Raw genomic sequence first — 24,609 nt, 5'->3', positions numbered from 1 at the left:
TTTATAAAAAAATAGAATTGTGTCATGATGAAATCGAACAAACCGACTACTATTAAGGAAATAGCAAGAAAGTTGAAGATATCGCCATCTACGGTGTCTAGAGCATTGAATGATCATCCAAGTATTGGCTTGGTCACCACTATGCGGGTTAAAAAAATGGCTGAAGAGTTAAATTATGAGCCCAACCAAACGGCTATCTTTTTCAAACAGCGTAAAACATTTACAATAGGCGTTATTTTACCAACATTGTCTGAACCCTTTTTCTCTTCTGCTATCAGTGCGATCGAGGGGATTGCTGAAGATCGAAAATACACCGTGTTATTAGGGCAATCATTAGATGATGCCAATAGAGAAACTCAAATTATCACAACCTTCAAGAAGCATCGTGTCGATGGTATTTTGATGTCTTTGGGAAAAAATACCACCGATCTAAGTTTTGTTGATGTGTTGGCTAGTTCACAGATTCCGGTTGTCTTCTTTGACTGCGTACCCGAATCTAACGAAGTACATCGCGTATACTGTGATCTTGCTTCAGGTATGGAAGAAGCGATTGAAGCTTTTATTTCCCGTGGCCACAAAAATATTGCGCTGATTAATGGTCCGGAGACTTTATTGGCTGCAGCCGAGCGGACAGCTTCTTTTCAAAAGGCACTGATTAAGAACAACTACGAGTTTAATGAAAAGTATGTTGTACATACCGACCTTACGGAGGGAGGTAATCAGGCCGCGATGGAGCAGTTATGTGTGTTGCCTGAAAGACCTTCTGCAATTGTGTCTTTCAATGATTTCGTGACGCTAGATGTCATCAAGTATGCCCGTGGCAAAGGAATTAGTGTAGGACAGGATATGCATTTTATCAGCTTTGCTAATTACCCGCTTTGGAAATATATGGAGAATCCGCCTTTGGCGAGCATAGAACAATATCCCGATGAGCAGGGGAGGAAAGCTGCGGAGATACTTTTTGAAATTCTCGACAGCAGTGATAAAATAGAACCGCAGGAAGTTGTATTTCCCTCTAAGTTGGTCTTAAAGTAAAAAAGGCAGATTATTTATAATCTGCCTTTTTTATGTTTATCTGATGGCGTCTTATAAGTGGATTACTTCATCATACGCATCAGCTGCCGCTTCCATAATGGCTTCGCTCATTGTAGGGTGCGGGTGTACTGATTTAATCATTTCATGACCTGTTGTCTCTAACTTACGAGCGACAACAATTTCCGCTATCATTTCAGTAACGTTAGCTCCAATCATATGTGCACCTAAAAACTCACCATATTTGGCGTCAAAGATTAGTTTTACGAAACCGTCTTTAGCACCTGCTGCTGAAGCTTTGCCTGAAGCTGAGAAAGGGAATTTACCAACTTTAACTTCATATCCTGCTTCGCGAGCAGCTTTCTCTGTGTATCCAACAGATGCAATCTCAGGAGAACAATAAGTACATCCTGGGATGTTATTGTAATCAATTGGCTCAACGTGTAGACCTTTGATTTTCTCCACACAGGTTATACCTTCTGCAGAAGCTACGTGTGCTAGAGCTTGTCCTTTTACGATATCACCTATTGCATATACACCGTCTATATTTGTTTTGTAGTAGTCATCGACCAATACGCGACCTTTATCGACCTTTACCCCAACTTCTTCTAGACCTAAGTTTTCAATGTTAGGTGTGATACCCACAGCCGAAAGTACGACTTCAGCTTCGATTACTTCCGTCCCTTTAGCCGTTTTGATGCTTACTTTAGAAAGCGCTCCGCTTGTATCAACAGACTGTACTTCAGATTTTGTTAATATATCGATTCCTGCTTTCTTCAGTGATTTTTCTAGTTGTTTAGATACTTCTTCGTCTTCAACAGGGACGATTCTGTCCATGAATTCTACGATAGTTACTTTAGTACCCATTGCATTATAGAAATAAGCAAATTCAACACCGATTGCACCAGAACCAACAACTACAAGCGATTTAGGTTGTGTTGGTAGGTTCATTGCCTGACGGTATCCGATGATTTTTTTGCCATCTTGCGGTAGGTTTGGCAATTCTCTCGAACGTGCACCAGTCGCTAGGATCGTGTGTTTTGCAGTGTATTCTTTAGTACTTCCGTCTGCTGCTTTTACATCGATTTTACCACCTTTTTTAATTTTGGCAGTACCCAATATAACATCAATCTTGTTTTTTTTCATCAAGAATTGTATACCCTTGCTCATACCGTCAGCAACACCGCGACTTCTTTTCACAACTGCGCCAAAGTCTGCTTCTCCACCCTGTACTTTAATACCGTACTCTTCAGCATGGTTTAGGTATTCGAAAACTTGTGCACTTTTCAATAAAGCCTTGGTTGGTATACATCCCCAGTTCAAGCAGATGCCACCCAAAGCCTCACGCTCTACAACGGCAGTCTTAAAGCCTAGTTGAGCTGCACGTATGGCTGCAACGTAACCACCTGGGCCACTTCCAATCACGATGATGTCGTAGTTCATATATTTTCTGTATTTATATTAAACAATTTGCTATCAAAAATACATTTTTTTATTGAAAGTATCGGTATTATTGGTCGCTGTTTCAGTTCTTTTGGCTTCTAAAGACTGTATTCGAAGGGCACCCATACTTAATCTGACAATCAAATGGTAATGAATAAAAACATGAGGTCCAGAGGAATAGATTGTCAAAGGCTAGTCAATTCTGTCAAATGATGCCCTAGAGGTCAAAGATTGGTTTATTTTTGCTGAAAATAATTTATACCATGATACGTATTTTTCAGCAAGTTGCTCTTTGGGAGGCTATTTCCACGATTATTCTATTCTTTATTGCTATGCCTATTAAGTATGTTTTACATCACTTTATGGAAGTTCCTGATGATATAAGAAACGGTGCAGTCCGTATTGCTGGATCTATTCATGGTTTCTTGGTGGTATTGTTTGTGATACTTTTGCTTGCCTGTTGGCAGACTTACAACTGGAAGTTTTCGAGAGTGGTCAAGTATTTTGTGGTATCATTGATTCCTATTGTTTCTTTTTGGGTCGAACGCGATGTTAAGAAAGAGATAGCTGCTCCCCAAAAAGCGGTTAATACCTTATAAGATATACCTAATTTTTACAAAGGACGTTATGATGTACCGTCCTTTGTAAATTTGTCTACACTCATATAGGCATAAGTGATTTCTGTTTTGCCATGAGGTGTTGGCGTACCTTCAGCATCAAGGTTGACAAAAACCAGTTTATCAATAGACAGAATCGTTTTTCTTGTTATTTTATTTCTTACCTCGCATCGCATTGTAATGGAAGTCCTTCCAAATTCTGTGGCGGTTATCCCCAGTTCGATGATGTCCCCTTGTTTCGCTGAGCTGACAAAGTTTATCTCTGAAATAAACTTCGTGACCACATGTGGATTCCCTAGTTGTACAATAGCGTAGATTACCGCTTCTTCGTCAATCCATCGCAATAGTGTACCACCAAATAAAGAACCGTTGGGATTCAAATCCTCAGGTTTTACCCATTTTCGTGTGTGAAAGTTCATAGGCGTAAAATTAAGCTAAGTTTTTATAAAGGAAAAATGCCTTTCGCCTATATCCGTGTTATTGAACGGTTTTAGCAAAAGGCATTTCTATTGTTTTTCTAAGTTCTTCTAGGATTAAGCATGGATAGCTCTATTAGCCGTAGCGGCCAATGCAGCTTCTTTCAATGCTTCGGTAAACGTAGGGTGAGCATGACAGATTCTACCGATATCTTCTGCAGATGCTCTGTATTCCATCGCTACCACTGCTTCAGCAATCATGTCTGCCGCGCGTGGACCAATCATATGGACACCTAATACTTCGTCTGTCTCTGCATCTGCCAATACCTTAACAAATCCGTCTGTATCTCCAGATGCTTTCGCACGACCAGACGCTTTGAAAGAAAATGATCCTGATTTGTATTTTTTACCTGCTTCTTTTAATTGCTCTTCAGTCTGACCTACTGATGCTACCTCTGGCCATGTATAGACTACCCCAGGGATTAAATTGTAATCGATATGTGGTTTTTGTCCAGCGATACGCTCAGCAACATAGATACCTTCGTCTTCTGCTTTGTGGGCCAACATAGCTCCTTTGATCACATCGCCGATAGCATACACGCCTTCAACAACTGTTTCTAAATGATCGTTTACAGGGATTTTATTGCCTCTCTCTTCTGGAGTGATTCCAATGTTCTCTAAGCCTAGATCTTTTGTATAAGCTACACGACCTACAGATACGATACAGTAATCACCTTCGAAAGAAACTGCCTGTCCTTTACTATCTTCAGCAGTAACAGTTACTTTTTTACCCTTTGCTGTTGCTCCAGTTACTTTGTGTCCCAAGAAAAACTCCATGCCTAAAGATTTTTTTAGAACACGTTGTAATTCTTTACCTAGACCACCATCCATTGTACTGATGATTGATTTAGCGTATTCAATTACAGATACTTTAGCACCTAATCGAGCATAAACAGATCCTAATTCAAGACCGATTACTCCACCACCAATAACGATAAGGTGTTTAGGAACCTCAGAAAGGTTTAAGGCTTCTGTAGAAGTGATAATACGTTGTTTGTCGATAGGTAAGAATGGCAATGCTGTCGGTTTTGAACCTGTTGCAATGATTACATTTTTAGTTGTAAGTTCTTCTGTGGTACCGTCTTTTTTAGTGATTTTTATCGTGTTCTTGTTGACAAAAGAACCTACACCTTCGTACGAGTCGATTTTATTCTTTTTGAACAAATAAGTGATTCCTGCTGTGTTTTGGGCTATAACATCATCTTTACGCTCGATCATTTTCTTAACATCTATTTTAAGATTGCTAAGGCTGATTCCATGAGTCGCAAAAGAATGAGCTGCATTGTGATAATGCTCTGAAGTATCAAGTAAAGCTTTGGAAGGGATACAGCCTACGTTAAGACAAGTTCCTCCAAACGTACTGTACTTTTCGATTACTGCAGTTTTTAGACCTAATTGAGCGCAACGGATAGCGGCTACATAACCGCCAGGACCACTACCTATAACTATAACATCGTATTGCATGATTGCGAATTTTAAATTTTGAGGCTAAGTTAAGACTTATCTCCAAGTAATTCCAAAATATTGAGTCAAAAAACCCTCATAAATAAAAAGGCACGAAACCGTGCCTTTTATAATTTATGAGGGAATGTAATATTATTCCGCTACGATTTTACCTTGCATTAATGCATAGTGTCCCGGGAAGCTACAGATATAGGTGTATACTCCTTTTTCCAAAGTTACAGAGATTTTATCTTCTTCACCTGGGCCTAATAGTTTAGTGTGCGCTACGATAGATGACAATGCCGATTTAGGAATGTACTCGTTATCTGCGGCTGCCGCTGCTTCGCCACCAAAAGTAGGAAGGTCTACACCGGATTTTAATATTATCAGGTTATGGCCCATTGATTCCTTTGGCATTTTACCCACATTTTTCAATGTCAATTCCAAAGGTTCTCCTGCTTTTACACGGATCAATTCCGTGTTGAATTTCATTTGGTCATTACCTTCTACAGTCCAGTTGTTTGATATTGTTACGTTTTCAATACCAGGTACCGTCTCTACTGTAGGCTCCGATGCAGTCTCTTCTGTTTTGTTTTCTGTCGAACCTTCTGTTTTCGTGTTGTTTCCTCCGCAAGCTGCTAAAGAGACAACTGCTGCTAGGACAGGGATAAAAAATAGTTTTTTCATTGAAATTTGATTAAATTAAGGATATAGCATACGACGTACTGCTATACCTGTTTCATTTTGTTTAATGAAGCTGCTAAAAGAATACTTCCTTCCTGCGGAGGCTGCTTTTATGCAACTTCTGTCATTGTGAATATAACGCTTAAAGGTACTAAAAATAAAAGAACTATAGGTTGGCCTCCCACTCAAAATGGCAAATTACTGACTTTCTCAGGACGACATATTTTAGTTATTTTTTTGTAGAGTTCGGTGGGTTCAAATGGCTTGCCGATTACTTCATCAGCGCCGACTTGAAATGCAGCTTGCTGTTCGTGTTCGAGTACAGATGCGGAGATGGTAATTATCGGTGTCTGTCTACGTGTGGGGTTGATGTTGCCCCTTATCTCTTTGATTGCTTCAAAGCCACTCATGACGGGCATATGCGTGTCCATCAATACCAGATCAAAGTTGTCTTTCTCTAGAGCCTCTAAAGCTAGTCTTCCATTTTTGACAACCGTCACCTTGCAGTTCCAGGTCTGTAACATGTGGGCTAGCATAAAGCTGTTCAGTTCGTTGTCCTCAGCAACCAATATATTGATGTCGTCCAGCTTTGGAAATTGGGAGTAGGGTAGATTGGTCTCCCGTTTTATTTTTATGGTATTTTCTGCCGCTTTGATGTCTACGATAAAAGAAAACTCAGAGCCCTGCCCATAAATGCTTTTTGCATGGACTTCACCGTCCAATAGCTCTGCAAGCCGTTTTACAATGGCCAAGCCAAGTCCAGTACCTCCAAATTTTTTGGTGATACCATCATCGCCCTGTTCAAAAGCGAGGAATATTTTGTCGACAGAATCCGGTTTGATACCGATTCCGGTATCACTGACTGAAAACTTGATTTTATGGATATCACCTTTCGTTTCTAAGGATTCTACAGCGAGGGTTATTTTTCCTCTTTCCGTAAATTTTAGACTGTTCGATACGAAGTTGCTAATGACCTGTTCGAGGCGGAGAGAATCGAAATGTACGTGTGTTGGTAGTTTTGCGTCTAGAATAACATCGAAATCTAGTTTTTTATCGGAAGCTTTAATCTTGAACATTTGTCCTAGATCTAAAAGCAGATTGGTGAAATGAAAATCCTCCATTTCGATTTTCATCATTCCGGAATCGATTTTGGAGATATCGAGAATATCATTAATAATGAGCAGTAGTGAATTGGATGCGATCTCCAATCTATTGACCCAGTCCAGTTGTTCAAAGTTTAGATTGGCATTCTTCAACATGTGTACGATACCTTTGATTCCGTTAATCGGAGTTCTGATTTCGTGACTCATGTTTGCTAAAAATATCTCTTTGGACTTGCGGGCCTGTTCTGCCTCTTGATTAGCCTGTATCAGTGCTTTTTTCGACTCTTCTAGTTCAATGTTTTTTTGAATGATCTCTTCTTGAATATGAATCTGTTTAATGAAAGAAGTTACTTTGGCAATGGTAATTTCTGGATTCAAGGGCTTGTACAGGTAATCTACTGCGCCACTTTGTAGGCCTTTGATAAGGTATTTGTCCTCTTTGGATATAGCTGTGACCATGACCGCCATGATATGGCTGGTTTTAGGATTGGATTTTAATAATGAAACAAACTCAAAGCCATTGATCTCGGGCATCTGTACATCTACAAGAGCTAAAGCAATGTCATTCTTCCAGCAGAGCTTCAGCGCCTCATTGGGGTCCGTCGAACATATAATATTGATATTCTCGATGTCCGCTAGAAGGGCCTGTAAGCTTATAATGTTTTCTTCTTTGTCGTCAAGTATTAATAAGTTTATGTTTTTCATGTTGACTGGAGATTGTAGCTAAAATAACGTATTATTTCTTGGTTTTTAAGAATAGTAGATGTGTTGGTTTCCTGTATTCCCGAAAGCGGCATGGTGTCGATCAATGCTTCTTCTGGTTTTTGGATAAAAGTCTTCCCTCCAAAATCTTCAACGGTCTTTAATCCATGGGCACCATCTGCATTAGCTCCTGATAGCAAAAAAGCACTACAGTTTGCTTGATATACTTGCGCGCAGGTCTCAAAGAGAACATCAATCGAAGGCTTAGCGTAATTGACATGCTCCGAGCTATCCAGAGCAAAGGTTTTGTCGGGCTCAATAAGAAGGTGATAGCCTGGGGGAGCAAAATAGATGATATCGTTTTCGATAGGCATCTTGTCTACCACAGCTAGCACAGGTCGATTCAATTTTTTCGAGAGGTTTTGCTCTATTTCGGAGCTGAATGTCGGACTGCGATGGATGATGATGCATAGCGCATAACCTAGTTGTGCAGGGAGGTATTCCAATATCTCTGTAATCAGTAATAAAGAGCCTGCCGAGCCACCGATGAGCACTATTTTATCTGCGTTGCCTTTCATTTAATTTTTTGGTAAATATTGAGCGTACTGTCTACGACTTTAAATCTACTCTTTATGGGATGTCCGTAGAGACTTTCTTTAGTTCCTAAACACAGAAAACCGAAAAGCGCTAATGATTGATAGAATAGGTTTAATACACGCTCTTGTAGTTCCTTGTCAAAGTATATCATCACATTACGGCATAGTATTAATTGAAACTCGTTGAATACATTGTCTGAGACAAGGTTGTGTGTCGAAAATAAAACTTTGTTTCTATACTCATTGTTTATGATGGCTGCATCATACATCGCTGTATAGTGGGAAGAAAACTCCGATGTTAACCCCGATTTATTAAAGTTGTCTGTATAAGATTTCATCTTGGCCAGGGGGTAAACCCCTTTTCGGGCAAAATCTAAGGCCTTTAAACTAACGTCGGTACCATATAAAAATGATCGGTCCAACAGGTTATTCTCCTTTAAGAGGATTGCCAATGAATATGCTTCTTCGCCTGTAGCACATCCTGCACTCCATAGCCGGAGTTGAGGATAAGTCTCTAGGTAGGGGAAAGTTTTCGCTTTTAACTGTTTGAAAAAGTCAGGATCTCTGAACATCTCTGTCACATTAACGACGAGTTCCTGTATGAAATAGTTTTCAAAACCATCGATATTTAGAATAGCATTTTTTAAGTCCACCAAATCCATTTTTTCTACAATTAGAAAACGTTCCACCCGGCGTTTGAGCGATGATTTTGAATAACCACTAAGGTCAAATTCCGAAATGTTTTTCAACAGGTATACAATCTCATCGAGATCAGTAAAACTGATGAAGTCATTGTTGTGTGCTAGCCTAACCATACCTGCATTAATGATGTTAGCTTATCGATATCTATAGGTTTACTCACATAGTCATTTGCGCCGATTTGTATGGATTTTTCACGATCTCCTTTCATTGCTTTAGCTGTTACAGCTAGGATAGGGATGTTTTTATATTTCAGATCCTCACGGATGATTTTTATGGCTTCATACCCATCCATTTCTGGCATCATAATGTCCATTAGGATGATGTCTATGTCGTTGTCCGGATTGCTCATGATCTGGACCGCTTCTTTACCATTGTTGGCTATTTCTATTTCCATTTCAAAGCTCTGTAGTGAGGTGGTTAGCGCAAATATATTCCGCATGTCATCATCTGCTACCAGTACACGCTTGCCTTTGAGATTGCTTGTCTGTTGGATATTGCCCATGTTTTTGATGGGTTGGTATGACGTGTTATTTATTTTATTTAGAAATAAATTGACTTCATCTATCAGTCGGTCGCTCGATTTGTCTGATTTTAGGATAGTAGCCCTCGCATCGGCCAGTATTTTATCGTATTGTTCTTTAGGGAGCTCGTAAGCCGTGTTGATAATGATTGGAATATTGACCAGCTTTGGTGTCTCTTTTATCTTTTCAATCAAATCTAAACCATTGCCGTCAGGAAGTTGCATGTCTAGGATGATACAGTCTATATTCACCTCTTCATTAAGTTTATCCCAAGCGGCGGCGAGTGAGAACGTTTGGATAACGTTGATGTTGTGGTCTGCAAATGAATCTTTGATGAATTCGCTCTGTAGCTCCTGGTCTTCGATCAATAATATTTTCTTGACAGATTGGCTCACATTTAAGTTGATGGTCTCAAATGTATTCTGTATCGTATCTGCAGTCACAGGTTTGTGCATAAAGCCTATGGCTCCTTTTTCTAAGAAGTCCTTTTTATTAAAGGTCGCAGCAGACATCATGTGTACCGGTATATGCTTTGTCGAGTGGTTTTCCTTGAGCATTCTCAATACCTCCCAGCCATCGGCAATAGGCAGCATGACATCCAGAATGATGGCATCTGGTAGAGTCTGCAAGGCTTCTTCAAATCCTTTCGCTCCATCGTGTGCGAGCGTCACTATAAAGCCATATTCCTCAGCAAATCCTTTTAAGATATCGGCAAAATTGATGTCATCTTCAATGATAAGGATTTTTCGATCTTTTTGGACCACAGGTAGTTGTTGTTCAGGCGCTTTTTCGACAATCGGTTTACTGCTTTCTTTTTTCTCTACTGGAACTACTTTTTTTACTGCTTCGATAGGCTCAAAAGGAGCATAAGGGATGATTAGTGCAAATGTGCTGCCTTTGCCGAGCTCACTCTCTAAGGTGACTCTTCCGCCTAGTAAAGATGCGATCTCTCGGCTAATCGAAAGGCCTAATCCTGTACCACCATATTTACGGCTTGTAGAACCGTCTTCCTGTCTAAATGCTTCAAATATAAGTTCTTGTTTTTCTTTTGTAATTCCTTTTCCGGAGTCTTTGACTTCAAAGAACAGATTGTTAGCCTGCATTCGGATATTCAGCTCTACAGATCCGTTCATAGGTGTAAATTTAAAGGCATTCGATAGGAAATTCTTGATAACCTGTTGTAGCCTATATTCGTCCGAAAGGAAGTCTCTCGGAACCTCAGGTGCGATTTGAGCTGTAAAGGTAATGCCTTTGTCTTTTGCTACGGCTCGGAAGAGCTCCTCTGTGTTTTCAATAAAATCCTTGGTATAGATCTTATCGACATTTAAGTCTATTTTTCCAGATTCAATCTTTGCTAGGTCAAGTAATTCATTGATGAGTTCCAAAAGGTCTGTTCCTGCACCATGTATGACACTGGCGTATTTGATCTGTTCAGTATTTAGGTTTTTAGCCTTGTTGTCCTGTAGTAATTTGGCGAGGATCAGAATGCTGTTCAGTGGAGTTCTCAGTTCGTGGCTCATATTTGCCATGAATTCGGATTTGTATCTACTCGCCTGTTGTACTTCACTTATTTTTTGCTCTACGACTTTATGGGCATCATTGAGCTCGTTGTTCCGCTTCTCTACTTCGGCGGCTTTTTGATTTAGCTCCGTATTGGTCTGGGTCAGTTCCTCTTGCTGTACGCGAAGCTCTTCTTCCGAAGATTCTAACAAGTGTGTCTTATGGATGAGCTCTTCGTTTGTGATACGGAGTTCCTCTTGTTGTGCTTCGAGCTCTTCCGTCTGTCTTTGGGTTTCCTCAAGCAGTTGTTCAACCAATAGGTGACTTTGTCCGAATTTAATCCGTGTAGCGATAATCCGGCTGATACGAGTTAAATAGTCTTGGTATCTTTTTTGATCCACTTTCGCACAGAATGCCGCCATTTCGATAACGCCAAGACAATGTCCTTCATGGATCAAAGGCGAAATAAATACCGTGGAGGGAAGTTGATTTACCGTTCCTGTTTGGGTGTTTAGATGTTCAGCGTTTTGTATCTCCTGGATAATAAAGTTTTTATCCTCGACAACCTTGCCCAAGAAGCCCTCTCCGCTAACAAATCCGGTTATGTTGGTAGCATTTTTTAACCCCAAGGAAGCCGATAGTGTAAATTCGTAAGAGTCTGGCTTTCTAATGAATAGAGCAATAGCCTGTAATGGTACTTGCTGGTTCAGTAAATTAATGACTACACTGCTTATTTTCTGACTTTCATCGATGCCACTTATTTTATCGGCTAGATAAGCACTGTTTTCCAAAATCCAATTGGTATCTTCAATTTTGATCCGGGCTTCTTCAAACTCTTTGTTGACTGTTTTTAATTCACTGCTGGATTTACGTAATTGATATAGTAGCTGGAATATTTTATAAAAGACATATCCGATTATTAGGAGGCTTAAGGTTATTAATCCTGTAGTTACGGATTTTACATCGTTAATGTACTTTTCATTGTTGGCCATTTCTTTGGCTCGGTTGGTGATTACAGATCCGACAAATACGTTGGTCGCCTGTAAGTTCTTTTCTTGCTCTTCGATCCAGTGATTGATCGCTTGGTCTTTGGATGGCGCGACATCGGGGGCTACCGTATTGGTCAACACAAATTGAATCCTCTCAATCAGGTGTCGCGCATTTTCTTTGTTTTCCGAGCTAATGGTTTGTAGTGCAGTGACCTGCTTTTTTAGTGCGTTCTTGTGTGTTGTCACTTCAGATTCGGCATCCTGTCGATCCTTTATCTGGTCGATACGTGCCCGTGTCAGATTATAAAAATCCGTATTTATAGTCGTAGCTGCTTGCAGCTGATCTTGGGAGTTTTTGATGATTTCATCATTCCTAACCATATAGTTAGAAAACTGGTTAAACAAATAAAGTATCGACACTAAAATAATTGCGATAGCGATGACAATACTTATAAAAACTTGTGTTTTTAATTTGTTTCGTTTATTCATGGGTGGTGATCTCTAAAACAATGTAAAAAAACTAATAATATTCCGTCTATATAAAGTTTACACTTTGTTTTTCATTCAGTCGGACTAGGTCAGATTAATGCAAAGGTATATAAATGTTTAAATTTCTTTATAAGGATTTCGAAGAATCTAACGCAGATTATGCATAAAAAATTAAAATAAATTAATATCTTTAAGGAGCTATTTTTTATAATTTCAATATATGAATCCAGACGTATCTTTAATTTTAACCATCATTGGTGCTGTAATAGCACTGTTTTTTTTATTCTATCTATTGCCGGTCAATCTTTGGTTTACCGCTCAACTTTCTAATGTACGTATCAGTCTACTGAATCTCGTGCTAATGCGCTTACGGAAGGTGTCTCCTGCATTGGTTACCAATGCGATGATTACGTCGACCAAAGCAGGACTTCGTATCAGCACCAATGATATCGAGACGCACTACCTTGCTGGTGGTAACGTAAATAAGGTTATAAGAGCGTTGATTTCTGCAGATAAGGCTAATATTCCTTTGGATTTTAAACTTGCTACAGCTATCGATTTGGCTGGACGTGATGTTTTTGATGCGGTACAGCTTTCTGTTAATCCTCAGGTTATCAATACGCCTCCTGTAGCTGCTGTTGCCAAAGACGGTATACAGTTGATCGCGAAAGCGAGAGTTACGGTACGTGCCAATATTAATCAGTTGGTGGGTGGTGCCGGAGAAGAAACAATTCTAGCTCGTGTGGGGGAAGGTATTGTTACGACTATAGGTTCTTCTGCAAACCATAAAGAGGTTTTGGAAAATCCTGACCGTATTTCTAAAACGGTATTATCGAAAGGATTGGATTCAGGAACAGCCTTTGAAATCTTATCTATTGATATTGCAGATATCGATATCGGCGAGAACGTAGGTGCGAAATTACAGACAGACCAAGCGGAAGCTGACCTTAAAGTAGCTAATGCCCGTGCTGAAGAGCGTCGCGCTATGGCGGTCGCGAATGAGCAGGAGATGAGAGCGAAAGCACAGGAAGCTAAGGCTAAGGTAATCGAAGCTGAGGCGCAAGTACCATTAGCGATGGCAGAAGCTTTTCGTAATGGTAATCTAGGGGTAATGGATTATTACAAGATGCAAAATATTCAAGCGGATACTGATATGCGTTCATCCATATCTAATCCTAAAGGCTCGGATAAGAATAAGTCTTAAACCAAGATACCGTTATAAAAAAGGGGCACTAAAATGCCCCTTTTTTTATCTAAAAAGAGACTGCATTTGAGGGACTGTGTGATAAGTTGTCTGTTGGGGCTTCTTATATAAGGCCATAAAAGAACAAAACCTTGACGATGGGCGCCAAGGTTTGCTACTAACCAATTATAAACCTAAATTATGAAAAGACTATTCTAAAACAACTCTTTTTTCTATTCGAACACTTACATAGATTTCCGAATTGTTAACACAAAGTTACGTCAAGAATCGATAGCTGTCAAGACTTATCTGTATAAAAGTTGCGATAACAACTACTTTGTGACAAAGTTTTGATGTTTCTGGGTTATATTGATAAATCTATGGCTATTTTGAGTAAGGAGGCGGTTTAGCATATCTACTATTATTAGTTACCTTTGTATTAGTTATGATTTATTCTACGTTAAAAAATATAAAATGCATTGTTTTGGATGTCGATGGCGTGTTGACAGATGGTGCTATTTTAGTCAACGAAAATGGAGAGCAATTGCGGACCTTCAATGTCAAGGATGGCTATGCAATTCAGTATGCAGCCAAGCAGGGCTTGTTGATTTTTGTGATTACAGGAGGACATTCTCAGGGCGTTTTAAAACGTATGGAGGGGCTTCATGTTCCTGAGATACATTTGGGCGTCTCGGACAAGCTGAGTCTGCTTGAGGAGCTTGCTACGCGTTACAATTTGCGCTTAGCGGATATGGCCTTTATTGGCGATGATATGCCTGATTATAGCTGTATGGAGCAAGTCGGCGCAGCCATTGCACCAGCAGATGCCGTTGAAGATATCAAACGCATAAGTCACTACGTCTCTACCAAACGGGGAGGCGAAGGCATCGTGCGCGAGATTATAGAAAAGGTTTTACGCCTTCAGGATAAGTGGCATACGGAAGTTCTAATAAAAAGTATATAACATGTTGTTTTTGGAAGCTATAGCGGAGACACCCATTATTTTAGGGTCGCAATCTCCACGCAGGAAGGAACTTTTGTCATCGCTGGATTTGGGTTTTGAAGTTGTCGTCCGTGAAATCGACGAGTCGATACCGGCAGGTATGCTGCCTCAAGATGCCGCCGAGTATATTGCCGTGGAAAAAATCAAGGCTTTTGCAGAGCCAGACTTTTTTAATCATATCGTTATTACAGCTGATACAGTCGTGGTAGATGGGACAGATGCTGTGCTTGGGAAACCCAAAAATGTAGAAGAAGCTCGGGCGGTATTGGCGGGTTTGAGCGGTAATGCGCATCACGTTTATACGGGAGTAGCCATTGCCTATCGCGGGCAGGTGAAAAGTTTTACAAGCGAGACAATTGTTCGTTTTCGAACGCTGGATAGTGAAGAGATTGAATATTACCTGGACAAATACAAACCCTATGACAAGGCCGGTTCTTACGGTATTCAGGAATGGATCGGTCGAATGGGGGTAGATACTATCGAAGGATCTTTTGAGAACGTTGTCGGACTCCCTACTAGCCGACTATACGAGGAGCTCAAGCGAATTGTACTATCTTCTTAATAAAAAAGGCCGTTTGTACAACAAACGGCCTTTTTATTACTTTATGTGGTATCTCACCCCAGTGTAGAACATTCTACCTGTTAGTGGACCCCATAATAAGTTGGTGTCAAAATATTGGCCAAAAGGTTGGTCAAAACCTAATATCGGATCTTTTTGGTAGTAATTTGTTAAGTTTTCACCACCTACATAGATATCGATATTCTTGTTTTTTCCTAATTTTCTACTGACCTGTGCATTCATCGTTACGTACGACTTAGAGTTCTCCGGTAGTTGGTACTCTACTGGGTTGGATGCCGTAGAAGGCATTCTCTTTTTACCTACTACATTTACCGTGTAGTCAAACGACCATCCGCTATGCAGATTGTAGGCAAGGTTCATGAAACCTCTATGTTTTGCCGTCAATGGTTTCTGTAGACGTCCGCTAGCATAGTCTGTCTGTACATCTAACAGTCTGTATGCAAATCTAGCTTCAAAGTGCTGTGCAGGCATAAAGCGTAGTTCTGTCTGCAAACTGTTCGAGAATGATTTGCCTTCTAGGTTATAGAAAGATACCGCTCTTGGGTCCTCAAAATCGATAACAACCTGATTCTGGAAGTTATTATGGAATAATTCCATGGATATTCCCGCTTCCCGTCCGAACAATTGAAAGTCCTGGTCAAAGGTCAGTCCCGTGTTCCAAGATACCTCTGGTTTTAACCCATAGGCATTGTTCTGGTTTGCTAAAGAAGCGAAGTCAATCGTACGGCTCGATGCGAATATGCTCATGTTCTCCGCAAATATATTTGCTGTGCGCTGTCCTCTTCCGGAGCTTAAGCGGAGCGTTGTAGTTGATGTTGGTGCATAACGTACCACAGCTCTTGGCGTGGTAAACCAGCCGTATAGAGAATTGTAGTCCTGGCGGAGACCTAATACCGCATCAAAGTTTTCAGTAGGGCTGTAGGTATATTCTGCAAATGCGCCTGTAACTGCTTCTTTCCGTTTGAAATTGGATTTGTTTATTGTCTCGTCATAGTCATCATAAGAGATCGAAGCTCCCACCTTATACTTGTGAGCTATAGAACCAATTACATCTTGAAAGATAAGGTTGGCATAGCCACTGCTTTGCTCGCTTAGGTAATTAGTAAGCCCAAAGTAGCTGTCTTGTTTATAGTTCGAACCAGATAATTGTAGGCCGATACTTCTCAATCTGTTTTCGGGGAATACATATCCGATTTTAGCAAACCCTTCAATGCGTTGGTTGTCGAAACCGATTCCATATCTATTGGTTGTACCTTTGTCCGTAGATTTATTGAAATCGGTATGTCCTCCCGTACGATCGTCTTTAAGGTATTTAACCCCAAATTGTGCAATCACACCTTTTCCATCTTCGTAATGCCATCTGTTGATTCCGGAGAATAGATTACCTACAGGTGCATCTCTATATCCATTTTTACTATAGTTCATGCCTTTATTGTACATGAAGTTGTCATGGAGCAAGAAACCTACCGACCACTTATCATTCAGCTTTTGTGCTAAGTTTAGGTTGATATCCGTACGGCCCATGTTATTGGCATAAGCGTTGAAAAATAACCTGTCCGAGTCATGTGGCTTTTTCAATTCGATATTGATCTGTCCTGCCATATTTTCAAATCCATTAACAACAGACCCGATACCTTTAGAAATTTCTATAGAGTTGATCCATGTCCCAGCAATACTATTCAAACCTAGCGGTGTTGCAAAACCACGGGGTCCTGGTAAACCTTCTACTGTTAGTTGGGTATAGATACCACTTAAGCCTAACATTTGGATCTGTTTACTACCTGTTACCGCATCATTGCTCACGACGTCGACAGACGCATTGGTCGAGAAACTCTCGCTCAAGTCACAACATGCCGCTTTGAAAAGTTCCTTTGTCGTAAGTACTTCCATCCGGTTTGGATTTAGCTTGTTGATATAGGTCGCTTTTTTACTTCTTGATACTACTACTTCCGATAGTACATTGTCCTTAGAGTGGATAACGAGTACTTCATGAAGGTTTTTTACGACTACAGTATCTGCCTGCATCCCCGGGTGGGAGAATACGAGATGTTTGTATCCTTTTTCATGTTTTATCTTGAATACCCCATTTTCATTACTTGTAGTCTGTTTTGATGGTGCTTCGAGCCATTTGATATTCACGCCGACAATCGGAGTAAGCTCTGCTTTTCCATCTTCATTCACGACTACACCCGTTATAATATGTTCGTGATCATGGTGCTCATGGTCATCATCGTCATCGTGTTTTGCCTTAGGGTCATGGCTATGCCCGGCGTGATCATCATGGTTATGTCCAGCATGGTCGTCATGATTATGTCCAGCATGATCATCGTGGTTGTGACCTGCATGTTCGTCTTTTTTGCCTTCACCTAGTCGCTCATATAGACAGCACTCATGTAGCTTGGCGTATACATCGTCTTCCGCTTTGACTAACGGGGTGTCGTGGCCTGCTTTGGCAATCGCCTGTTGGATTTGGTTTAGGTTGACTTTTTTAGAATTGTACTTTGTTGTAATCTTGTGGGTTTTGTCGTCCCACACTGCCGATTCTACACCTGATATTTTGGCAGCTGTTTCAATACGTTTTTTACACATACCACAGTTTCCCGGCACTTCAAATACAGCAGTGCTAAGGGTTTGTGCTATTGTAATCTGTGTTATAAAAATAAATAAAATGAATGATGTGACTTTATATATTGTGTTCATATGTATTTAAATTATTCTAAGGGAACTATTGTGTATAGTTTGCCTTCTCGATCGAATCGAATAGTCCTTTCGCTGAACTGATAACTGCTAAAAAATAATGGTTTGTTATTTTTTAGATTACCAATGGAAAGTATGTTCCTACGATTCTCTCGTGTGATTTAATCTGTGAGGAATATGTATGCAGTATCCCTCAGTTTAATAACAACAGAGATGCTATTCTAAATCCTGAAAATACAATTTAAAAGAAATGTGGGCGGAGAGACGTCCTTAAAGACAAAGTTGTTCGTTAGGGCTAATTTTTCCTTTTTCAACTCCAAGCTGATAGGCTTGAGGCTAATCCATAGCCGAGGTAAGATAGCTGGTGCTATATCGGTAGAAAAATTCGAACTTCCCGAAAACAGTTTGTTGGCGAGCTGGTCGATTTTAATTTCGATATCGCTACATTTTCCATCTGAACATGTTTTGTGCTCTGAAGAACTAGAGGTTTGTTTTTCATGTTTTGTGCACAGCGCGCATTCGTCATGGCCTGTTTTCTCATATATACTGATGGATGTTCCGCCACAACAGTTATGCATGTACACCGATCCTCCAAAGGAGACCATAGTATAAATGGCGCATAATAATAGGGCTAAAAATCGTTTCATCAAGAGCAAATATAAAGGAAATAAAATGATAAAAAATATTTTGCTGTTGCAACATTATTGTTATCTTAGTGATAGCTAACCTTTATCTAATTATTATGGTAGAATTTTTTGAAGAACCTGTCGTCGCTATAGCCGGTATTGCTGTTCTTGTTTTCGCCGCCCTTTTTTTACTTAAGATATATTCAAAATTGATGTCCCGCGTAGGGTAGTCTGTGTCTTTGTATATACTTCGCGGTACTTGTGCATAGTAGGTGCGCACCAAAATATGTTCAATTTGTTTTGTGGAAACAATCGTTTTGAATCATCATAGCATAAAAGAGAGTTATAAACCTTTAAACTTTTTGCTATGCTATTTTCAAAATCAGTTATTTTCGACAAAGAATGGATGGATGTTGTTTTTGTCGGCCGGAACAAAGCTTATGGAGCTTATCAATTAAGGCTTTTTGGAGAGAAAGCTATTCAGATTTCTTTAGCAGGTGTGGCATTATTTGTTGCCGCTTTGTGTAGTCTCTCTTTTATCGAGCATAAGCCCAACAAAGAGGTAGGGAACAATCTGTCTGCGCTAAATACATCAGTGATTACTGTTGAGATCGAGCAGCCACTTCCGATTAAAGAAGAGGTTGTCATTCCTAAAGAATCTGGCGAAGCCCAGCAGGTGGCGCAGGACGTGCCTGCGGTAGATGTAGTGAAGTTTACAGAGGTTAACCCAACCGATAAGGCAAACGTTAAAGAAGATGTTGTAGCGACTTCGGAAACTCTTGCGCCCAAGAAGATGATAGGAGCGATATCGATGAAAGGGCAGGCCGGGGGTACGCTAATCCCGAAAGGCACTTTTGGAAAAGAAAAACGTGAAGGCGGCGGTAAAGGGCGGAGTACAGGAAGTATTACGGGAGGCGGCGATGATTCGGGAGATCCCTTCGAGGCAGTTGAGATCATGCCTGTGCCACCGGGAGGTATGAAAGCATTCGTAGAATGGGTGGCGCGTAATTATCAGTTTCCATCCGCCGCGGTCGATAATGCAGCGGCAGGTATTATACAGGTTACCTTTGTTGTGGAGAAAGATGGTAGTTTGAGCTCATTTGATGTGAAGCGAGATTTAGGATTCGGAACGGGAGATCAGGCTGTTAAACTCCTGCAAAGAGCGAAGGCGTGGAGCCCGGGTATTCAGAACGGAAGACCGGTTAGAGTGTCCTATACTTTGCCTATCAGACTCAGTACCATTCAACAATAATAGTTATTTGATTCAAGTCCTTCGGGACTTGAATTGTTTTAAGGAAGATTTTATAGAGAGGATATCTCGAGTGTTACTTTTTTCCAGTCTGAACCTGTTGTCCAGTGTGGCCCTCTTGTGATAATGCGAATCACTTTGGCATTCAAGCTTTCATCAGAAGACTTTGTTATCGTAACAGTATCAGGATCTCCTTTTTTGCTTAATGCTATTTGAACAGTAAAGGCATATCTCTGCTCCGTAATCTTGTTTATTTCGTTACGGAGATAGGTCATGTATTTTTCCCGTCCCATCAAAGGTGTACTTTTACTGGATTTGGAATCCTTGGTGATACTGATCTCCTCTAGGAAGCTTTCCTTTGGAGATAGTAATATGGTTTGGGCTCCGTTTTCTGTCGCTATTTCTCTAGTAGTATAGCCTTCTGCATTGATTTTTAAGCTTTGTTTGTTGTTAGCCAGGTAGGTAAACCTTCCGTCAGCATCAGTTAGAGCAACTCTATCGTTTTGTATGTCTGTCACCTCTACACCAGCCAAAGGTTTTTTAGACTGTTGATCCAGCACCTGTGCCGATATAAAATTTGTCTGAGGCTCTAAGCCCATATTGCTTAGTTTTGCCCGCATTTGAGCGGCAGATAATGTCGCATTAGGATTTATGCTGACTCTTGTGTCGGCGATTCTGGGCTGTGCTTGTTTTTTGGAGCTAGAGGCAATCAGATTCGATTTATCCTGTGCTTCGGTATTGATGATGATGACATCGCTCTCATGCTTGGGGTGACCGAGATTTAGCGTGCCAGCGATATCTTGGCTAAATTCAATGTTTTTTTCTGTAGGCGTATAGGCTAGGATCTGCTTCTCTTGCTCTGTAAGATTTCTGGAACGTAGATTGGCCGATACATTTTCATGTTTTCTGTTCTGTTCTGGATGGACGTCTTGTTGACGGTATTTGGGTTCAGAATACAACTTACCAACGCTGTCTGGCGTAGCAGAGATTTCTGCGATACGGTCGTGGCTAGGGCCAATAGGACCTTCCGGCATGTCGTTGACAGCAAGCTCTTCGGAGTGAGTTTCTTGCTTTTGGGTATTCCAAAATAGGACGCCTGTTGCGGTCAGTAGTACGACAACAGATGCGGCTATTTTAAATATATTATTATTCCATAGCGGTCTGGAACGTGGTCGTTGCTGTGTCCTTTCGGTGATTTGGTCACTGATGTCGGCCAATGATAGTGGGGTGCTCTGATTGTTCTTTTCGATCTCTAAGCCCATAAGGATGTCGGTTAGCATCTCGTCATCATGGGTAGCACGTTCTATTTCGTGCATTTCCTTGGAAGACAATTCGCCATTGACGTACTTACGTAGGTGTGCAATATCGAATGTGAGTTTACGCATCAGCTCTATCCATACAGTTTTTTAAGTTTCTCTTTCCGTTTTGGATATAGCTTTTTACTTCATTCATGCTATACCCCGTTATTTCTACTACTTCTTTGTAGCAATGCTCATTGATAAAAAAAAGGTCTACAGTGACTCTTTGCTTTTCTGGAAGCTTTTCTATACATTGTTCCAGCGAAGACAGTTTTCCTTCTTTTTCTGAATAGCTTTCTTCCTGATGCATACTTATTGGAAATTCCACAAATTCATCGACTGAAATTTCTACTCTACCTTTTTTTGAACGCAGATCCATGAGACAAAAGTTCTTGCTTACTACATATAGCCACTTTGGAAAGCTCTTGATATCCTGTTTTTTAATCTTGGTTATTAGCTCTTCAAAGATCTGCATCACAGCATCTTTACTCTTTTCCTCTTCTTTAAAGTAGCGTAAGCATACATAGTATACCATTTCGGCATGTTTGCTATACAGCTTGCCTAAGGCTTCCATATTATTTTCCTGAAGATACTGCGTCAAGAGGACAGCATCTTCTTCATAAGGAGGAAGGTCAGCATTGTATAGTTTCATAAAATTGCCGTCAAATTAGTGCTTTTTTTTCAGAGTATCAGTTATTTAATGTTAAATTAAGATATCGCCCGTGATTCTTTCTACAAAGGAGACCAGTATGCATAGGCTTCTTTGATCGTATGATAACGGTTTTGTTTATCTGGTGTTATGAAGGAAAAACTTCCGCCCTCAGCTCCCGGAAATGATGTGACCAGTTCAATTTTATTGTCGTAGCGAAAGACATTTAGGATGGTGAAATCCTCCATCGGAAACTGACCGCCGTCATCTACTCTCCAGGTACTCATCTCGTTATATTCGGCTTTGAATTCTTGTATAAATAGGGTTGGACTTGTATTGGATTTGGCAACGAGTAGTACTATTAGGGTATCCGCTACGGGTGCTAGCTGTGCTAGAAAAACACTGTCTTTCTCTGCTGTCGTTGCGATGAGTTTTATGGTTTTTATAGGACTTTGGTAGCTTTTTTTTAACTCTGTAATCACATTGCTTTTATTGGCATCCGCCAAGTTCTGTTTGACGGCAACTGCTTTTCGGGTTTTATGGAAGCTGTCGTTGGCGAGGAAAGCATAGGCTTCACCCGGGGATAGTTTTTCATGAAGTTGGAACACCGCTCCCGGGAGATTGCTGAAGTTGTCTGGCGTCTGCCTTCCATTGTAATCTTCGCTTTCCTGCTGCATTTTTACAAAATCAAATTGGTATGCTTTTTCATTAGCCCATGCATAGCTTAGCTCTTTCACGTTTGAAGGACGTTCTTCGTCGTCGATCAAGATAAGTTGCTTACGCGAATCATCGAATAAACCGAAACCGATATCCTGATGTGATAAGCTGTCCACGGCTAGACTTTCGGATACTTTTTGCGGAATCGTGTCCTGTGCTGCGCTGGTTGTGTTATTCTGCTGTGGAGGATTGTTACATCCGATATATAACCCTGTAGAGAGGGTACATAACGCTAAGAGTAGCGCGTTGTTGATTTTGTTATTCATAATACAAATTTAAAAGAAAAATATCAGTGAAATGGGAGAAAGGATAGAAAAGGTTTTAAAGAAAACATTATCATTTAGGGGTGTTTTATGTTTGAAATGGGGCATGTTTAAATCACATATGTGGAAAACTATCTGTTTTATAGTATTATTGTGAGCTATTATATTCGTAATAAATAGGAGGATACGCTATGACACTAACGAAACACTTATCTATTTTACTGCTCCTTGTGCCCTTTGTTTTTGCATCCTGTGGTGCCAAAAAGAAGACGCTTTACGGAAATAATCATAAACCGACGGTAGGGAGTGGCACTTTGGCAGGCAAGAAAAACAAAGGTAATTTAACTGCATATTATGCAGATTTGTTGGGTACAGATTCAAAATCACTGAATGCAGATCTTTACTCTTTTATTGATGATTGGATGGGAAGCCCGCATCGTATGGGAGGGTTGACACGCTCGGGAATAGACTGTTCTGCTTTTGTGGGGATGGTATACAATGAAGTGTACCGTAAAGATCTGCCCCGTACCTCACGTGATATGGCGGAGCGGATCAAGCGAAAGTATGATGACCAACTTAAGGAAGGAGATTTAGTGTTTTTTTCTTTTGGAGGACGGGATATAGATCACGTGGGTGTTTACCTGCACAATGGAAAGTTTGTACATGTATCCACCAAACAGGGAGTCGTTATTTCGAATCTTAAAGATGTCTGGTATTACAAGTATCTGAAGCGTTGCGGTACACCGACTATCTAATCGTATTAGAAATCCCGAACTTCGTCAAACCATTTTGTCGCAAGCTCCTGTGGTAGGTTTAAAGGTGATGATTCGATCAATTGCTCTACAGCGGTGCCCGTATCTTCACGTTCTATAGTTTCTATATTGGGCAGGGTGTTGACCAATTCGATGAGCTTGACGATAGCTTGTTTGACTTCTTGTTCACCTTTTGCTTTGCTGATTTCTTTTAGTGCCGTTTTGTACGCTTTGGTTGCGATTTTAACATTCTTGCCTTCCCAATTGGTGAATGGAATTCCATACTCAGTCGTAAACCATATCTTTTTACGCAGTTTAGATACGGAGGAGTACCCCATTTCCTTTTCTTTCAAGATCGCTTTGAGTTCCTGTTGTAGGACCTTGCCCTGTGTCTCCTCAATATTCCAACCGATGAAGCTTTTGAGTTTTTGCCATATTTTCAGTGCTGGCATGCCTGTTAGATCGGGCATCGTCCGTAATCCCAGATATTCGAGCTCATGTAGTTGGGCAATAGCCTGTAGATTGGTGATATTACCGCTCAGATTCAGACTTTGTATGTTTTTGAACTGCAATAAGCTGCTACAGTCTACGGCTGTACCTATCACAGTATTGTCTACATGTACTGAGGTTACTGTCTTATTTAATGATGGGAATTCCGGTATGCTGTAATTGTTATCAGCCGCTGTACTGGTATCTGGAGCAAATTGTACGAGCGTAGTACCAGGACTGGCTTTAATCTGTATGTTGGCTAGATTACCAGACAGGTATAGTTTATTGATATTCTCACCCAATATTAATTCGATCGGATTGGTTGTCGCATGGATGCTCAGTTCATTGATATTGGCCTTTGTAAAATCTGCTTTCATTGGGCCTATCGGAGCCCAGTTTATGTTTTCTATCTTTCGCTTCTCCGACCATTGGATGAAACCTGTATCATCTCCCGAGTAATAGAAAAAACGAGGCCAGTCACCGTAAGGGGAGCGGTCTGCATTTTGTTTTCCATGTGGTGTGTACATCTCGTTGAATACATCCCAGTTGATTGCACTGCCTTCCGCAACTAATACATCGTATTTCCCGTTGGAAATATTTTTCGTTCCTATAGAAAAACTCCCCTGTCCAGGAGGTATTACTATTTTGTGGCTATTTTCTCCGGTTAGGGATATAAAGGTAGGTGTGTTTCTTTCCATGTGTATACGACCGCTGTATTGCCCAAATTTAGGGATTTGCTGTTAATTTTTTAGTTTCTTTTAAAGTGGGAAGGTCATGGAAATAGACTGTGGATCGATATGAATTGG

Annotated in this window: 20 protein-coding genes; 7 read left to right on the top strand and 13 right to left on the bottom strand. The window is 40.5% G+C overall.

Going from position 1 to position 24,609, the window contains the following annotated elements:
• Positions 1-24 precede the first annotated feature (24 nt).
• On the top strand, positions 25-1,035 hold the full coding sequence (locus tag JKG64_RS22790; RefSeq protein ID WP_246512779.1) for a LacI family DNA-binding transcriptional regulator: 1,011 nt from the start codon (positions 25-27) through the stop codon (positions 1,033-1,035).
• Positions 1,036-1,086: 51 nt separating this feature from the next.
• Here JKG64_RS22790 and lpdA (JKG64_RS22785) read toward each other — a convergent pair whose 3' ends face one another.
• A complete protein-coding gene (gene lpdA / locus JKG64_RS22785) occupies positions 1,087-2,475 on the bottom strand; it encodes a dihydrolipoyl dehydrogenase (protein WP_133582457.1) in 1,389 nt (462 codons plus the stop codon).
• A gap of 263 nt (positions 2,476-2,738) precedes the next feature.
• On the opposite strand from lpdA (JKG64_RS22785), the gene JKG64_RS22780 reads away from it, so the two are divergent.
• Positions 2,739-3,074, top strand: a complete 336-nt coding sequence (locus JKG64_RS22780) for a DUF3817 domain-containing protein (RefSeq protein ID WP_210356556.1) — start codon at positions 2,739-2,741, stop codon at positions 3,072-3,074.
• A gap of 26 nt (positions 3,075-3,100) precedes the next feature.
• On the opposite strand, the gene JKG64_RS22775 is transcribed toward JKG64_RS22780, so the two are convergent.
• The 7 genes from JKG64_RS22775 to JKG64_RS22745 all read right to left on the bottom strand — a co-directional run bounded on the left by JKG64_RS22775 (position 3,101) and on the right by JKG64_RS22745 (position 12,297).
• Positions 3,101-3,511 (bottom strand): acyl-CoA thioesterase, encoded by a 411-nt coding sequence (locus JKG64_RS22775; protein ID WP_210356555.1) that lies wholly within the window; start codon positions 3,509-3,511, stop codon positions 3,101-3,103.
• A 114-nt stretch (positions 3,512-3,625) separates the two neighbouring features.
• The gene (lpdA, locus tag JKG64_RS22770) at positions 3,626-5,032 is read right to left on the bottom strand and encodes a dihydrolipoyl dehydrogenase (protein WP_210356554.1); all 1,407 of its coding nucleotides are present in this window, start codon (positions 5,030-5,032) and stop codon (positions 3,626-3,628) included.
• A 132-nt stretch (positions 5,033-5,164) separates the two neighbouring features.
• Positions 5,165-5,698 carry a plastocyanin/azurin family copper-binding protein gene (locus JKG64_RS22765; RefSeq protein ID WP_210356553.1) on the bottom strand — a complete coding sequence of 178 codons (534 nt, stop codon included), beginning with the start codon at positions 5,696-5,698 and terminating at the stop codon, positions 5,165-5,167.
• A gap of 182 nt (positions 5,699-5,880) precedes the next feature.
• Positions 5,881-7,503: a response regulator gene (locus tag JKG64_RS22760; protein ID WP_210356552.1), complete on the bottom strand. Its 1,623-nt coding sequence runs from the start codon at positions 7,501-7,503 to the stop codon at positions 5,881-5,883.
• Positions 7,500-8,078 carry a chemotaxis protein CheB gene (locus JKG64_RS22755; protein ID WP_210356551.1) on the bottom strand — a complete coding sequence of 193 codons (579 nt, stop codon included), beginning with the start codon at positions 8,076-8,078 and terminating at the stop codon, positions 7,500-7,502. The genes JKG64_RS22760 and JKG64_RS22755 overlap by 4 nt, the downstream gene beginning before the upstream one ends.
• Positions 8,075-8,911: a CheR family methyltransferase gene (locus JKG64_RS22750; protein ID WP_210356550.1), complete on the bottom strand. Its 837-nt coding sequence runs from the start codon at positions 8,909-8,911 to the stop codon at positions 8,075-8,077. Before JKG64_RS22750 ends, JKG64_RS22755 begins: the two co-directional genes overlap by 4 nt.
• Positions 8,899-12,297: an ATP-binding response regulator gene (locus tag JKG64_RS22745; RefSeq protein WP_210356549.1), complete on the bottom strand. Its 3,399-nt coding sequence runs from the start codon at positions 12,295-12,297 to the stop codon at positions 8,899-8,901. Before JKG64_RS22745 ends, JKG64_RS22750 begins: the two co-directional genes overlap by 13 nt.
• Before the next feature lie 220 nt (positions 12,298-12,517).
• On the opposite strand from JKG64_RS22745, the gene floA reads away from it, so the two are divergent.
• The 3 genes from floA to JKG64_RS22730 all read left to right on the top strand — a co-directional run bounded on the left by floA (position 12,518) and on the right by JKG64_RS22730 (position 15,045).
• Positions 12,518-13,501: a flotillin-like protein FloA gene (floA, locus tag JKG64_RS22740; RefSeq protein ID WP_210356548.1), complete on the top strand. Its 984-nt coding sequence runs from the start codon at positions 12,518-12,520 to the stop codon at positions 13,499-13,501.
• A gap of 424 nt (positions 13,502-13,925) precedes the next feature.
• The gene (locus JKG64_RS22735; RefSeq protein WP_210356547.1) at positions 13,926-14,444 is read left to right on the top strand and encodes a KdsC family phosphatase; all 519 of its coding nucleotides are present in this window, start codon (positions 13,926-13,928) and stop codon (positions 14,442-14,444) included.
• Between the two features lies 1 nt (position 14,445).
• Entirely contained in the window at positions 14,446-15,045 is a 600-nt protein-coding gene (locus JKG64_RS22730) for a Maf family protein (protein WP_210356546.1), read from the top strand.
• Between the two features lie 36 nt (positions 15,046-15,081).
• Here the strand turns inward: JKG64_RS22730 and JKG64_RS23225 are convergent, their stop codons facing one another.
• Complete coding sequence (locus JKG64_RS23225; protein ID WP_262897784.1) at positions 15,082-17,763, bottom strand: TonB-dependent receptor domain-containing protein; 2,682 nt, start codon at positions 17,761-17,763, stop codon at positions 15,082-15,084.
• A 990-nt stretch (positions 17,764-18,753) separates the two neighbouring features.
• On the opposite strand from JKG64_RS23225, the gene JKG64_RS22715 reads away from it, so the two are divergent.
• Entirely contained in the window at positions 18,754-19,638 is an 885-nt protein-coding gene (locus tag JKG64_RS22715) for an energy transducer TonB (protein WP_210356545.1), read from the top strand.
• Between the two features lie 50 nt (positions 19,639-19,688).
• Here the strand turns inward: JKG64_RS22715 and JKG64_RS22710 are convergent, their stop codons facing one another.
• From JKG64_RS22710 to JKG64_RS22700, 3 genes are all read right to left on the bottom strand, one after another.
• Entirely contained in the window at positions 19,689-21,020 is a 1,332-nt protein-coding gene (locus JKG64_RS22710) for a carboxypeptidase-like regulatory domain-containing protein (RefSeq protein ID WP_210356544.1), read from the bottom strand.
• Complete coding sequence (locus JKG64_RS22705; RefSeq protein ID WP_210356543.1) at positions 21,013-21,585, bottom strand: RNA polymerase sigma factor; 573 nt, start codon at positions 21,583-21,585, stop codon at positions 21,013-21,015. Before JKG64_RS22705 ends, JKG64_RS22710 begins: the two co-directional genes overlap by 8 nt.
• 80 nt (positions 21,586-21,665) lie before the next feature.
• On the bottom strand, positions 21,666-22,565 hold the full coding sequence (locus JKG64_RS22700; protein WP_210356542.1) for a hypothetical protein: 900 nt from the start codon (positions 22,563-22,565) through the stop codon (positions 21,666-21,668).
• 188 nt (positions 22,566-22,753) lie between these two features.
• Between JKG64_RS22700 and JKG64_RS22695 the strand changes: the two genes are divergently transcribed.
• Complete coding sequence (locus tag JKG64_RS22695; RefSeq protein ID WP_210356541.1) at positions 22,754-23,317, top strand: C40 family peptidase; 564 nt, start codon at positions 22,754-22,756, stop codon at positions 23,315-23,317.
• A gap of 5 nt (positions 23,318-23,322) precedes the next feature.
• On the opposite strand, the gene JKG64_RS22690 is transcribed toward JKG64_RS22695, so the two are convergent.
• Positions 23,323-24,501, bottom strand: coding sequence for a hypothetical protein (locus JKG64_RS22690; protein ID WP_246512777.1), 1,179 nt, complete (start codon positions 24,499-24,501; stop codon positions 23,323-23,325).
• Between the last annotated feature and the right edge of the window lie 108 nt (positions 24,502-24,609).

It is taken from the genome of Sphingobacterium tabacisoli, assembly GCF_017908035.1.
GTDB classification, from domain to species: domain Bacteria; phylum Bacteroidota; class Bacteroidia; order Sphingobacteriales; family Sphingobacteriaceae; genus Sphingobacterium; species Sphingobacterium tabacisoli.
The sequence above is the reverse complement of the archived record's forward strand: the minus strand, read 5'-3'. Positions and strand labels throughout refer to the sequence as shown.